Here is a 14,311-nt window from a genome sequence, read left to right on the forward strand (position 1 = left end):
GCCCAATCCCAGCTAAATTTTGCCAAAACATTTGCCTTTAAAGACTTTCAGTTGTCTCGCAATTCTTTAGAATATGAACATTCTTCCATCGATAATAACCGTGGAAGAAATGTGATTGCTGAACAGGATCCTATTCCCTTTGTTAGATTTACTGATACATTTAGTCTCTTATAGTGAAATATTTTACTCCTGTTTAACCTCAAAAAAACTCATGCCTTTTACTGAATAATTAAGGTTTAAAGCGCCTCTCCTTTGCGGAGCATGACCTAAAATGGGATTCTGAGGAAACCTAGCCATATCAAATCTCCCCTTGATCAGAAAAAATTTTCACGCTCCGCGTCAATCCAATCCGTTTTAGGGAGAGGTAATTATCAATTATTCATTATAAATTATCAATTATTGAACTGTTATCTCTCCTCACCAAAAACTTTTTCAGCAGACCCTATTTATATTTGCCTAATTAGACTTAAATTCAAAACCATTAGCCTCAGCATAACGGTGTAAAAATCGCATTACTCTCTCAAAATTTTCCTCTGACTCAACTTCAAAAGAACATTCTACCTTGGAAAAATCACTTTCATCAGCAGACAAAAACTTAATCCCACTGGGAGATACTTCAATATCTCCTTCCTCGTCTTTCAACCATAATTTATTTATTTTATTAGTGAAGGAACGAAAACTCTCAGTAGCTTGCAGGCGCTCAAATATTAATACAACGATTTTTGTGTCCGAGTTACGAAGTTTTCTCAGACTAACTTCTGTAATTTTCTCATTCAATCCTTCAATAAATTGTACAGATACAGTCATTTGATTTTTTAATTTGGTATTGAACAGTTCTTAATTTTATCAATTTTACCAAAAATATGCAGAGATTAGGAGGCAGAATCAAAAAAAGCGGACTTGTTCAGACCTCTAAATAGGGTTTGCTGAAAAAGTCTTTTTTAAGGAGTAGGGGAGTAGCTAAAGACGTTGCATGGAACGTCCCTACAGGAGTAATTTTTTTGCCCAACTCTTGCCATCAATGCTAACTTTTTGAGAATGAAGATCTGAAAACCAGGTACTTTTTCAAGACCTAAAAAGGCACTTTATTTCTCTGTCAATGCTTTTATATTTAATCGGCAAGCCCTAAATATATCTGAGATTTTACCTCTAGTCTCTTTCTGTTTATACCAAGGGTGAAAAAAGAATACTATACTTGGGTGAAACTTCAATTATTAAGTAATTAACACAGGTGGAATAACCTTTTTGATAATTATATCATCTCCGGATAATTAGCGATAAAAAAGTTGTTGTTTGTAGAATTGCTTTAGCCCGATATATAGATAGGTCTGGCTAGAGCAATTCTACAAGCTTTAATTATACCTATTCAACCGGACATGATATTATTAGTTAGTAGCGTGTTAATTATTCTTATTTTGACTTCTCCCCCACTCCCTCACTCCCCTACTACCCTGCTCAATGAATCTCCTCGGAATATCTATCCTATTTCCCCAATGAAGGTGAAGATAAGAAGCATGAACTATCTCAAAATTCCAGCCTTCAAAAGTTGCCTGACTTTGATTTTTTTTCTCATCAACTCGCCACATTTTATATAGCGGCATTGGGGGTGCTTCAGTTAATTCTGAACGATGAAACTCATGGCCATAAACTTGTGTATTTGCTACTAATAAAGGAGTATCTATATTAGAAATTGCTTGCCGATATCCTAACTTTAAACTTTTCCCCATTACTGCCTTAGTCGGCAAAATTCCTACCATCTCCCAAGAGTTACTATTAAAGTCAATAATTGCTTCAGATAAATACATTAACCCACCACATTCTGCATAAGTCGGCATTCCCGAAATAATTGCTTCCTTAACTGCCTTTCTAACCATAAAATTTTCACTTAACTGTTGAGCAAAAACTTCTGGAAATCCCCCACCAAAATATAAACCTTGTATTCCTACTGGTAAATTTTCATCTTTTAGCGGACTCCAAAATAATATTTTTGCTCCTAACTCTTCCAGAATATCTAAGTTATCTTGATAATAGAAATTAAATGCCCTATCGCGAGCCACTCCTATCAAAATTTCTGACCTTTTTTTCTCAAAATTATTGGCAACTAAGCTCGGCAAATATATTGTCTGATCAGAGCAAACCTGACTAGATAAAAGGTACTGATAAATCTCATTCTCAACTTTTAAAATAGGCAGTAACTTTTCCCAATCAAAACAAGTTTTTGCCAAGTTAGCCAAGTCATTAATTAAAATATCTAAGTCCGGCATTTCATCAGTGGGAACTAAACCTAAATGTCGGTCAGGAATACTAATATTTTGATGCCTTCTAAAAACCCCAAGTATAGGAGAATTTATACATTTTAAAGAATTTTGGAGTAGTTGTAAGTGGCGATCGCTTCCTACCCGGTTAAGTATCAAACCAGCAAAATTAATAGAAGGATCAAAAGAAACAAAACCATGAGCGATCGCTGCCACAGAAGCAGACAACCTACTACAGTCAAGCACCAACAAAACAGGCAAATTCAGCAACCGGGAAATATGAGCAGTAGAAGCAAAACTGGGAAAACACCCATCGCCATCATCTTTCTCCCCCCTTTCTAAGGGGGGTAAGGGGGGATCAAAAAACCTCACCCCATCAAACAAACCCATCACCCCCTCCACCAAAGCACAATCAACATCCTGAATATTACGCCCAAAACATTGTTGCACATAAACTTCAGAAGTCAGCACCGGGTCTAAATTCCGACAAGGTTTACCCGTCACATATTGATGAAACATCGGGTCAATGTAATCAGGTCCCACTTTAAATGACTGCACCTTAAGATGTTGCTGTTTTAAATAAGCTAGTAACGCCAACGTAATAGTTGTTTTCCCAACACCACTACGCTCTCCCGCAACTATTAAACTCAATATTTACCCCTTTTTTTAACTAAAAAAAATGAAATCAGGAAACACCTTCCTCCTCATATATTTCATGCTCTCGGTGAATAAAAACCTCCGCCAATATCTGATAAGCTTCTACCCAAGCAGCTATAACTTCTGGCGTTGCATCCTCTCCCAAAACATCTTGCATAGCTTGCAACATACATTCTCCCACTATTGGATATTGTTCCGGTCGTACATGAGTTTGCACATGACGGTGAGCAATTTTTTCAACCATTGATTTTAAACCAGCCAAATCATCAATATGAGTAGCATAACTATAAACAGCAGTTGCTAACTTTGCTGGTTGAGAGCCATCCGCTTGAGCCGACATATCAAATTGTGATTGAATTTCAGGATGATTTTGAAACATTATTTCATACATCCGAGTAGTAATTTGCTTTCCCTGTTTTTTGAGAATAGGAGCTGTAGATTTAACAATATCAATTGTTTTTTGACTGACCATATATATTGCTAGTAATTTAATGTCAATATAATTTTATCTAGCAAGAATTTACCACTGAATAAAATCAACTTTTTCTTTAGATCTTTAATTATGATGCACCCCTTTGTTCTCTCTAAGTCAGAATATTTTTTATTCTCCCTAATCCCTGCTCCCTGCTCCCTAATCCCTACTCCCTACTTCCTACTCCCTAAATTTTGATTGAGATTTAATAATTGCTGAAGCTTCTTGTAAAAGTAAATCTTGTTCCTTCTTTATGTTTTCCAACCTAGTCAAAATCTGTATTAGTCTCTGGCGATTATTTATAATTTTATTTGAAGAATCTATTAATGTTAAATTTTCACCTAAATCAGTTCCGTTAGAAAATTTTTTAGAAGTAGATTTATTACTCAAGCTCCAAATACTCTTAAAAACTTTGAAGGGGCTAGTTAAAATAAATAAAAATAATGACTTGCCTAAATCACTAACTACTTGCAAAAATCCTAACAGTATAAATATTAATAACAAACCAACCGCTAATATAATTAAAGGATGATTTAATAACCAAACCATCAAAGGATGAGATTCGACCCACTCTATAATAGCAGGAGAAAAATAATTTTGAATAACTTCAGTAACTAGATAACTAAAGCTTTTCCTTATTTGCATTATATTATCAGCAACTTCAGCTACACTTTTCACAGCTTGGTTAGTTGTATTAGTAGCAGTATCAGTCAATTTTTGAGTTGTTTCAGCAAAAACTTCCTTTGTCTGTGCAGTTATTTCTGAAAAACTACTTACAGCACTGTTAGTAGTTTGAGAAATAACTTCAACACTTTGATTTTTTGCTTCACTAATACTACTAACTGATTGATTCGCTAATTCAGATAAAGAGTTTTTAGCTGCTTCTGTTTTTTCAGAAATATAATCTTTTGCTTTATCAGTTTTCTCAACTAAAAAATCTTTAGTCTGATTAAAACTTTCAGATATATTCGGCAATTCTATCTTCATAATTTATCAGTTTCTCAACTTACTAGGGTGTCTAGACTAAAATCGTCAGCAACTCGTTACCAACCACCGAAGACCTCTCCCCCAACCTCTCTCCTGCAAGGAGAGGGGAGAAACACCCCCTCTTCCCTAGCCAGGGGGAAGGAGGTTGGACCGAAGAGATACCCCCCCTTCCCTTGCAGGGAAGGGGGTTGGGGGGTTAGGTTTTTTTACCCACATTTTCAAGCCAGACACGCTATTATAGCAGTCGAAGCAAAGATTAGGACATTTCTAAATCCTGAAATCCTTTGACAGTTTACTATTCCCTATTCCCTAGCGCCTAGCGCTATACATAAAAAAATAAAAACCTCACCTAATTTGGGTGAGGTTTTTAAACAATTTTAGCAATAAACTAGCTCAATACAGTGACTAGATATTAGTCAAGGTTAGGCATAGATAGCACTGGTTCAGTCTCACGGTCAAGACCTTTCTCAAAACCACCCTCAGCAGCACGAGCGCGACCTGCGTGCCATAAGTGACCAATTAAGAAGAAGAAACCAAGAATGAAGTGAGCAGCAGCTAACCAAGCACGAGGGTTAACGTAGTTGAACCCGTTAATATCAGTAATAATTCCACCTACAGAGTTGATAGAACCATTAGGAGCATGAGTCATGTACTCAGCAGCACGACGAACTTGCCAAGGCTGAATGTCGTTCTTTAATTTGTTCAAGTCTAGACCATTAGGACCACGAAGAGGCTCTAACCAAGGACCACGGAAGTCCCAGAAACGCATTGTTTCACCACCAAAGATAATTTCACCAGTAGGAGAGCGCATGAGGTACTTACCAAGACCAGTAGGACCTTGAGCAGAACCAATATTAGCACCTAATTTTTGGTCACGAACTAAGAATACAAAAGACTGAGCTTGAGAAGCTTCAGCATTAGTAGGGCCGTAGAATTCGCTAGGATAAGCAGTGTTGTTAAACCATACGAAACAGGCAGCAATTAAACCCATCAAAGACAGAGCGCCCAAACTGTAGGAGAGATAAGCTTCTCCAGACCAGATGAAAGCGCGACGTGCCCAACCGAAAGGCTTAGTGAAAATATGCCAAATACCACCGAAGATACAAGTCAGACCGATCCAAATATGACCGCCGATAATATCTTCCATGTTGTCAACTCCAATTATCCAGCCTTCACCACCAAAAGGTGCCTTAACTAAATAACCAAAGATAACAGCAGGATTAAGAGTAGGGTTAGTAATTACCCGTACATCACCACCACCAGGTGCCCAAGTATCATATACACCACCAAAGAACATGGCTTTGAATACCAACAAAAGTGCGCCACAACCTAATAGAATTAAGTGGTAGCCAATGATGTTAGTCATCTGGTTCTTATCTTTCCAGTCATATCCGAAGAAAGAAGAATATTCTTCCAGAGTTTCTGGGCCACGAACAGCATGATAGATGCCGCCTAAACCAAGAACAGCAGATGAAATTAGATGTAACACACCTACTACAAAGAATGGAAAGATGTCAACTATTTCACCACCAGGACCCACACCCCAGCCTATAGTAGCAACGTGGGGCATGAGAATTAAGCCTTGCTCATACATTGGCTTTTCTGGTACATAGTGAGCAACCTCAAACAAAGTCATTGCTCCAGCCCAGAATACAATTAGACCTGCGTGAGCAACATGAGCGCCCAGCAGTCTACCAGATAGATTAATTAGACGGGCGTTTCCAGACCACCAGGCAAAGCCTGTTGATTCTATATCACGGCCTCCCATCATAGAATCAGAGAGTGTTACCACCTATTAGAACCTCCTAAGGGAATATAAAGTTTTTGATGTCGCTGAACTACAGGAGCCATCCAAGCTTGGGTAGCCTTATTCAGCAAAATGTTTTTGGTATAAAATGTTTCAAACGATGGGTCTTCTAATGCCCGTAACTCCTAGGATACGAAGTCATAAGCCATTCTTAGAAACTTATGATTATCTATACAAATCTATGATTTTCTATAAATAATCTTTTCTATTCTTGTTTCTATCTGGCAACGTCGGCGTTATCCAGTCCACAAGCTGTCACGGTCGTTTGCTGCGCAACGAACCGCGCGAAACGCGGAACGCGGAGCGTAGCTCTCACTGACCGCCATAGCTAGATTTAAACTAGCATTTAAGTCTCGTTTTCCTACTGAAACCGCATATCTCAAATATATACTTGACTTGCTTCTTATACGCCCTCTATAGATATATCACATTCTGGGCTATCAAAGGTGATCCTACTTTATAGCATATCCATTACATGAGTCCAGCTAGAACAAGTCCTAGCAGATGGAAAAAATCTATCCGCTTCATTACTTTGAATAACTATCGCATAACAAAGCTAGATGACGTAATGTCAACCAAGTCAATCCTCTTGCTTTGATCAAAACGTTTGTTTTATTAAGCAAGTTAACATAAGTATATATAGGTTTAATAAATTTTGCAATTATCGTCTATCCCTAGTACCTTAAATTTATTTAAACTCTACTTTAGATTTTAGATATTTATTATATGAGTCGAAAAAATTTTAAAATTTAGAATTAATAACCATAGAGGATTTATGACTACTCAAGCTTCAATAGGCAATGGCCTACTGCATCAACCAATTATTGGGTCTCGTCGTCTGAGTAATTACTTCTGGGCTGTAATTGTCAGTATGGGAGGTATTGGTTTCCTCTTATCAGGGATCTCTAGCTATCTCAAAGTTAACCTGTTACTTGTTGCCGACCCTAGCCAACTCAATTTCTTACCCCAAGGAATAGCTATGGGATTTTATGGCCTGATTGGTACACTATATGGCATTTTTTTGTGGTTAACTATTCTTTGGGACATTGGCGGTGGCTATAATGAATTTAACCAAGACAAAGGCCAGATTATGATTTTTCGCTGGGGATTTCCTGGTAAGAACCGTAAAGTAGAATTTAATTGTACTACAGAAAATGTCCAATCGATTAAAGTAGATATTAAAGAAGGTCTCAATCCTCGTAGAGCTATATATCTCCGCCTCAAAGATAGTCGGCAAATACCTCTTACCCGTGTAGGTCAGCCATTGGCCTTGTCTAAATTGGAAAATGAAGCTGCTCAACTCGCAAAGTTTCTCCAAGTTCCTTTGGAGGGGTTATAGTAGAAGTCAGAAGTTAGAAGTTAGAAGTTAGAAGTAATCCCTGAGTGAGTTTGAACATTTAAAAATGTCCCCATCAAATGCGTAGCGTTGCGTCAGTCAAACAAGAATCTCCCGTTATAATTTTTGATTGAACGATGAGACTCTCAAAAAATAAAGATTGAATTTTTAGTGAAAATGCAAAAAAAAATGAGCCAGTGGTTATTGCTACTGTTGGTAGTTGCAACTTTTTTAGTGACAGGATGTAGTGCTCCTAATACAGAAGTTTCTGCTACAACTCCATCAAGTCAAACACAACTAGCTGCTAAGTATAGTTACTTGCCTAAGCTCAACGGTAAAGCAACAGTAGTAATGACTGTTAATGCATCTCCTATAACAATAGAAGTAGATGGTATGAACGCACCTATTACAGCAGGTAATTTTGTGGATCTAGTTCAAAAAAAGGTTTATGATGGGTTAGCATTTCACCGGGTAGTGCGTGAACCTCAACCTTTTGTAGTTCAGGGTGGCGACCCTCAAAGTAAAGACCTCAATGTACCTTTAAAGAATTTAGGTACAGGAGGTTTTATCGATCCAACAACTTCTAGGGAACGTTATATCCCTCTAGAAATTAAACCTCAAGAAGCTACTGAACCAGTTTACAGCAAAACTTTTGAAAATGTTGGTATTCAGCAGCAACCTGTTTTACCTCATACAAGAGGTGCTGTAGCAATGGCTCGCTCTCAGCCTCCTGACTCTGCTTCTTCCCAATTTTATTTTGCTTTAACTGACCTTCCTTTCCTCAATGGTGACTATGCAGTATTCGGGTATGTAACACAAGGTATGAAAGAAGTTGTAGATCGAATTGATGCTGGCGATCGCATTGAGTCAGCTAAAGTAGTTGAGGGTCTGGAAAATTTAAGCATACCCAGTAGCAGCGAATCATAGCTTAATTGTGAAAGTTGTAGTTACGGGTATCGGTCTAACTTCTGCTTTAGGAAACCTCAATCAAAGTTGGGAAAAGTTACTTAAGGGTAAGTCTGCTATTCGCTTACATCAACCTTTTGCAGAACTACATCCCCTACCCTTGGGTATAATTAATTCTCAGCCTGTCGATCTAACTAGGTTAACTCAGCAAGTTGTGGGAGCTGCTGTCAAATCTTCGGGTTTGACACTTCCACTACCTGAATGTGGTATAGTCATAGGTTCGAGTCGTGGCTATCAAGGAATGCTAGAAAAATTTGCAAAAAAGCAGCTTATTGGAGATAGTCAGCCAGATAATTTGGAAAAAGATTACACCTCATTTATTAATCTGTTGCCCCATCAACCTGCTATTTTTGCTGCTAGTCAGATCGGTACAAAAGGCACTGTTTTGGCTCCAATGGCTGCTTGTGCTACAGGGATATGGGCGATCGCTCGTGCTGTTGAGTTAATTCAAACTGGTCAATGTCAACAGGTTATTGCGGGTGCTGTGGAATCTCCTATTACACCTCTTACTATAGCAGGATTTAGAAAAATGGGGGCTTTGGCTCAAACAGGTGCTTATCCTTTTGACCGATATCGGGAAGGGTTAGTTTTGGGGGAAGGAGCAGCTATTTTGGTATTAGAGTCTGCTGAATTTGCACGGCAAAGATCGGCTAAAATTTATGGTCAAATTCGGGGTTTTGGTTTGACAAATGATGCAACTTATGGTAATGCACCGGATTTTAGTGGCAAAAGTGCAATATTGGCGATCGCTCAATGTTTGGAAAGAAGCGGTTTATCTGCTGAAGATATTGACTATGTTCATGCTCACGGAACGGCAACTCAATTAAACGATCGCCACGAAGCTAATTTAATTCAGCAAATTTTTACTCACAAAGTGGCAGTTAGCTCGACAAAGGGAGCGACGGGTCATACATTGGGAGCATCTGGAGCATTGGGGACAGCATTTTGTTTGATGGCGATCGAACATAAGATTTTACCTCCGTGTGTAGGATTAAATGAGGCAGAATTTGATTTAGACTTGGTGAGGTATGGTCGTGAGTCTCTGGTGGAAAATGTTTTGTGTTTGAGTTTTGGGTTTGGGGGGCAAAATGCTGCGTTAGCTATCTGTCATAACTGTTGAAATACTCAAACCTTCTAAAGTCAATCTTGCTCAGGCTTAGAATTGAGGCAAAAGGTAAGTTCAACAAGCTGTTGATAAACTGATTCATGGGTATATTCATCATCGGGATGAGGTTGCTGTCCCGGACGCTGAAAATAAGGTCGCTCATTATTCATTTCTCCCCACAGCATATCGACCTGACGTACTAGCTCATAAAGGATTGGGGGATTTTCCAAAATGGATTTCAATAATTCTAATAAAGCCTGCAATGGTGCATCTAAATGTTTACTAATTCGGGCTGTATCTTCCTCAACCCACCTATATAGAACTGCTTGTAAAATTCCTGAGACATCCTGCAAATTCTGGCTAATTAAAGTATTAATTTCAGTCTTGACCTGCACCAGTTTGGGAACTGGAGATTCCCCTTTCATAAAAGAACCACCTTCTTGACCAATAATATCAGCCAGGGTAAATTCCCTACCTCTCAACATAATATCGCGTCGTATTTCTTCCTCTTCCAGTTGATGCGGAGGTTTTTTTTCTGGCTGAGATTGTTCGGAGTTGGAGGAGTTTGAAACCATTGCTCGCTTATTTTAAAGACTAATTTTAAATTCAGTTATTTTAATGGCTATTAGTAGTAACAGAACCAAATTGTAAGCTTTCTTATTAATATTTAAAATAAATCAACAATATTTAGGGTTTGCGCTCAAAACTCTTATGGGTGAGGGGAGGAGACAGGAGACTGGAGACTGGAGACTGGAGAAATGGGTAATGAGTGAGGAGTTAGTTGAATATTTTATCCCTTAATTTTTCTGCAATTATTCTGCTCAAAACCCTAACTTTCTGCTCGATCAAGCAGAAAAAGCCAGACTTTTTTGAGCGAAAAAAAGCCTAAAACCTTTATCTATCCATGCTTTTAGATGGTTTCAGCAAGCCCTATTTATATTTTTTTATTACTTAGGACTTACGCAAAGACCGTATATATAGAGTTCAAAAACTATAACGATATAGTTTTTTCCGCTATATGTAGTAGCTCTGTTTCATTAATTGATAATTGATAATGGATAATTGATAATTACAAGAAGGTTAAAACCGTTACACCAATTGAAGATTGGGAAATATCATTTCTTCTCAAGGGGAGATTGGAGGCCAGCGTTTGCGCTTCGCAAAGCTTTGAAGTTCGCGTAGCGTCCCGGAGGGAACGGAGACCTCCCCATCCCATCCTGACGGACTGCGAGCAATTCATGTCGCGAAGCGAAACGACCGCTCTCTTGGTTGATTGGAGGCAAGCGAGGGGACCTCGCCATCCCATCCTTCGGAATGCTCCGCAAACAACCGCTTTTTTCCCCTATCCAAGGGGAGGCTTTAAACCACAATTATTTAATTAACAATTAATAATTAATAATTCGGTAAGTCCTGTTACTGTAAGTACAGGTTTTGAAAATTATAGCAGTTTTCACTTCTGTTTGAATTAGTAGAAGTTATTGCTTAATGCTTGGGTAGCACACAAGGAGTTGATAATTTCTGTAGAATAAATTCATATAATTAATTATTCTCAAGGAGTTGATAATGTCTGTAGAATTATTGCGACGATTATTTACTGTAGATGAGTGTTATAAAATGCTTGAGGCAGGAATATTAACTGAAAATGAACGATTAGAATTAATCCGAGGAGAAATTCTGGTAATGTACCCTATTAGTCCTCCTCATGCAGCTTGTGTGAAACGTCTTACCGAACTGTTTATTTTACGTTTAGCAAAAACTGTTACTGTGAGAGTACAAAATCCTATAAAATTGAACGATAATTCTGAACCACAACCAGATGTAAGTTTGCTGCAACGACGACCAGATTTTTATGAGACTCAACATCCTCAACCAGAAAATGTATTTCTCCTGATAGAAGTTTCAGATACAACAGTTAAATATGACCAAGAAGTAAAAATTCCCTTATATGCTGAGAATAATATTGTTGAAGTTTGGTTGGTGAATCTGACTGAAAAATGTCTGGAAGTTTACCGACAACCTACTGCGAATGGTTATGAAATTGTACAGACTTTTCAAAGGGGTGAAACTGTGACAATTCAAGCTTTGCCTAATGTAACTTTTACTGTTGATGAAATATTGGGAGATTGATACAAACTTTCAACACTTTGCTCCCCCAGTAATGCTATGGTTTTGCCAATCAAATCGAATGATTAATTAACTTTATTTACTAGAAAATCTGTAAAATCTTTGCGTTTAATTGCTTTATTTAAAGAAGGATAGTCCTCTGAAGTGTTCAAATACTCATCTGTCCAAGTATCAATTTCTTTAATCACTTTAAAAATAACTTTACTATCTTCGGGTAAGCTTAATTCTTCTACATCTTTTACTTGATAAATTGCTGTTTTTAGTTGTCTGATAGTAAATAGCATTGCAATGTGGAATTTTAAAGTTCTAATTGTTGTTTTAGACTTCTTAAGAGACTGATTCTTTAGACAATTCTTTACTTCTGAAAAATCTGGCGAACTAATACAATCTTCTATTGTTTTTACTAATTTAGCACAAAAGAAGTAAATTTTCATATTTATCGATTCATTAAAGACTTTTTTATAGTTATTATCCGCTTTGATTATTGTGTTTGGGCTAGACGCTGCTCTATGTGGTTCACGAAAAACAATAGAAGTTATTGCCTGAGCTAAATAAGGAATTCCCACTATTTTTTTAGAATGTTTACCTGTATTTTTATAAAAATTTTTCCGACGATCATAAAATAAGTCGTGTCGTAAAAAGTAATCTTCTATATTTCTCTGGATAGAATCAGTAGCTCTTAAAGAAGATGCTTGAATCGGAGTTTGAAAATTAGTTGCTTTAATAATTTTATCTCTAGATTCCTGGTCTTCTGTAAAGATGATTTTAATTAGTATTGCTCTGTCATCTTGATTGTTCCGAACGGTTGATTTTTCGTTATTATTCTTTTTATTTAAAACATTCATGTATTGATATAAAATTGTCGTTGTTTGTAGACCATTTACTATTTGAACATCATCAAGGCTAATGACTTTTCCTTTAGTTGTTCCATTAGATGCTAGTATAGTTATACCATTATTCAACCACCAAAAATCTATATCTTTATGAGGGGAATCAAGAGAGTTTCTAATATCCTTGTTAACCTCTATATTATTACCTTGATAATCTCGCACATTTGACTCAAATATATACTTTCGTAAATTACCTTGTTCATCAGTCACAAATTGATAGTAGTCTTTAAGCTTAGAGAGAATAATGTAACCTTTGTTTAAATTATTCTCTGAATTGTTATCTAACCTAGATATATAATTTTCTATAAACTTTAATTCTAAATTATAGCTTTTCTCTTTCCTAGATATTTTCAGTAGTTCGCTGGCACCGATAAACTTAAATTCTACCTCAGAAGGTGGAAAATATTTTTTGGTTTGCTCTTTTAGTGTTTCAACTTTAAACTTTACTTGGCTATTAATTTGTGACGTATCCCCTTTGCTTGCATAGATATAATTAATTTTTAAGCTTGGATGCTTACTAGCTAAATTTCTATATAGTGTATGGAATATTTCTATCTTCTCTAGAAGCATATCATTATAAATATTTTCTAGATTTTTTATGTCTAGGGATAAATCAAATAGTTTTTGTGTAGTGACAATAAGCTTATCTATGGCTGTTTCTTGAAATGATTTCGATGTTTTGGTTTGAATTAAGTAAACTTCTATTTGTGGTTTTCGGGTAATATTTTTAATATTTTTAATATCCTCTAATGAAGGAAGTTCATAAAATAGTTCATCGTTTACAAAAACAAAAAAACCATCTATACCTCCGTCATTACCTCCATCTACTCTACCAGAATCTATTTCTTCATTAGATAGATCATACTCTTTTAATGATTGTTCAAAAGAGAATAATTCAAAAAAATCTTCTTTTGAATTGTTAGATAATGTGTCATTAATTTTCTCTTCAATAATTTGATCGAGTATAATTAAATCGTTATTATTTGACAGAAATTTTATGCTCTTATATAGTTATAGTAGTTATGAACATAATATACTATCAACTTATATTTATCCAAACTATTTAAAATATGTTTATATTTCATGTTGTTCAGCAAAACGCACCCTGCTGCACTAATCCGTACATCCGTGGCTAAATTTGTGTCTACAAATGCAATCTAAAATTCAAACTTTACCTAAAGAAGTTGTCAATTTAATCGCCGCTGGAGAAGTGATTGATTCTTTGGCAGCAGTAGTACGAGAATTAGTAGAAAATTCTCTTGATGCTGGTGCAACTCGCATCATAATTTCTATCATTTCTGAACAGTGGCGAGTGCAAATTTCTGATAATGGAATGGGTATGAATTTAGCTAATTTAAAACAAGCAGCAAATCCTCATAGTACGAGCAAAATTACTAATCTTCAAGACCTCACAAAAATCACCAGTTTGGGATTTCGTGGAGAGGCACTTCATAGTTTAGCTAATCTCTCAAATTTAGAGATATTAAGTCGTCCTAAATCACCTCTTTCAGAGAATGAAAATGAAGGTTGGCGAGTTGTTTATAACGAGCAAGGAAAGGCTGTTGAAACTGAAAGAGTTGCTATTGCTCCAGGTACTATTGTTAAGGTTTCTAATCTTTTTGGAAAATGGCCTGTACGTCGGCAAGGAATGCCTTCTTATGCACAACAAATGCGAGGAATACAATTAATTATTCAGCAAATATCCCTTTGTT

Annotated in this window: 12 protein-coding genes and 1 pseudogene; 5 read left to right on the top strand and 8 right to left on the bottom strand. The window is 36.7% G+C overall.

Features of this window, described 5'->3' with window-relative positions:
* Nucleotides 1–456 precede the first annotated feature (456 nt).
* The 6 genes and pseudogenes from psb28 to F6K22_RS11995 form a co-directional block, all read right to left on the bottom strand.
* Nucleotides 457–807: a photosystem II reaction center protein Psb28 gene (gene psb28, locus F6K22_RS11970; RefSeq protein WP_293097509.1), complete on the bottom strand. Its 351-nt coding sequence runs from the start codon at nucleotides 805–807 to the stop codon at nucleotides 457–459.
* Between the two features lie 593 nt (nucleotides 808–1,400).
* The gene (locus tag F6K22_RS11975; RefSeq protein ID WP_293097513.1) at nucleotides 1,401–2,906 is read right to left on the bottom strand and encodes a cobyrinic acid a,c-diamide synthase CobB; all 1,506 of its coding nucleotides are present in this window, start codon (nucleotides 2,904–2,906) and stop codon (nucleotides 1,401–1,403) included.
* 34 nt (nucleotides 2,907–2,940) lie between these two features.
* Nucleotides 2,941–3,384: a globin domain-containing protein gene (locus F6K22_RS11980; protein ID WP_293097515.1), complete on the bottom strand. Its 444-nt coding sequence runs from the start codon at nucleotides 3,382–3,384 to the stop codon at nucleotides 2,941–2,943.
* A 180-nt stretch (nucleotides 3,385–3,564) separates the two neighbouring features.
* Nucleotides 3,565–4,371, bottom strand: a complete 807-nt coding sequence (locus F6K22_RS11985; RefSeq protein WP_293097518.1) for a hypothetical protein — start codon at nucleotides 4,369–4,371, stop codon at nucleotides 3,565–3,567.
* A 412-nt stretch (nucleotides 4,372–4,783) separates the two neighbouring features.
* Complete coding sequence (gene psbC, locus F6K22_RS11990; RefSeq protein WP_293097520.1) at nucleotides 4,784–6,163, bottom strand: photosystem II reaction center protein CP43; 1,380 nt, start codon at nucleotides 6,161–6,163, stop codon at nucleotides 4,784–4,786.
* Between the two features lie 13 nt (nucleotides 6,164–6,176).
* Nucleotides 6,177–6,324 (bottom strand): annotated as a pseudogene (locus tag F6K22_RS11995) (photosystem II D2 protein (photosystem q(a) protein)); the annotation flags it as partial.
* Between the two features lie 629 nt (nucleotides 6,325–6,953).
* Here F6K22_RS11995 and F6K22_RS12000 point away from each other — a divergent pair.
* The 3 genes from F6K22_RS12000 to F6K22_RS12010 all read left to right on the top strand — a co-directional run bounded on the left by F6K22_RS12000 (nucleotide 6,954) and on the right by F6K22_RS12010 (nucleotide 9,600).
* On the top strand, nucleotides 6,954–7,517 hold the full coding sequence (locus F6K22_RS12000) for a photosystem I assembly protein Ycf4 (RefSeq protein WP_293097523.1): 564 nt from the start codon (nucleotides 6,954–6,956) through the stop codon (nucleotides 7,515–7,517).
* Between the two features lie 186 nt (nucleotides 7,518–7,703).
* The gene (locus tag F6K22_RS12005) at nucleotides 7,704–8,441 is read left to right on the top strand and encodes a peptidylprolyl isomerase (RefSeq protein WP_483244125.1); all 738 of its coding nucleotides are present in this window, start codon (nucleotides 7,704–7,706) and stop codon (nucleotides 8,439–8,441) included.
* Between the two features lie 7 nt (nucleotides 8,442–8,448).
* On the top strand, nucleotides 8,449–9,600 hold the full coding sequence (locus tag F6K22_RS12010; RefSeq protein WP_293097529.1) for a beta-ketoacyl-ACP synthase: 1,152 nt from the start codon (nucleotides 8,449–8,451) through the stop codon (nucleotides 9,598–9,600).
* Nucleotides 9,601–9,620: 20 nt separating this feature from the next.
* Here the strand turns inward: F6K22_RS12010 and F6K22_RS12015 are convergent, their stop codons facing one another.
* Nucleotides 9,621–10,160, bottom strand: a complete 540-nt coding sequence (locus F6K22_RS12015; RefSeq protein ID WP_293097532.1) for a hypothetical protein — start codon at nucleotides 10,158–10,160, stop codon at nucleotides 9,621–9,623.
* A 988-nt stretch (nucleotides 10,161–11,148) separates the two neighbouring features.
* Here F6K22_RS12015 and F6K22_RS12020 point away from each other — a divergent pair.
* A complete protein-coding gene (locus F6K22_RS12020) occupies nucleotides 11,149–11,712 on the top strand; it encodes a Uma2 family endonuclease (RefSeq protein ID WP_293097535.1) in 564 nt (187 codons plus the stop codon).
* Nucleotides 11,713–11,774: 62 nt separating this feature from the next.
* On the opposite strand, the gene F6K22_RS12025 is transcribed toward F6K22_RS12020, so the two are convergent.
* Nucleotides 11,775–13,169 carry an AIPR family protein gene (locus tag F6K22_RS12025; RefSeq protein ID WP_293097538.1) on the bottom strand — a complete coding sequence of 465 codons (1,395 nt, stop codon included), beginning with the start codon at nucleotides 13,167–13,169 and terminating at the stop codon, nucleotides 11,775–11,777.
* Between the two features lie 580 nt (nucleotides 13,170–13,749).
* Between F6K22_RS12025 and mutL the strand changes: the two genes are divergently transcribed.
* Nucleotides 13,750–14,311: DNA mismatch repair endonuclease MutL (gene mutL, locus F6K22_RS12030; RefSeq protein ID WP_293097541.1), on the top strand; the 562-nt coding region annotated here is incomplete at its 3' end.

Source organism: Okeania sp. SIO2F4 (genome assembly GCF_010672385.1).
In the GTDB taxonomy this organism is placed as follows: domain Bacteria; phylum Cyanobacteriota; class Cyanobacteriia; order Cyanobacteriales; family Microcoleaceae; genus Trichodesmium.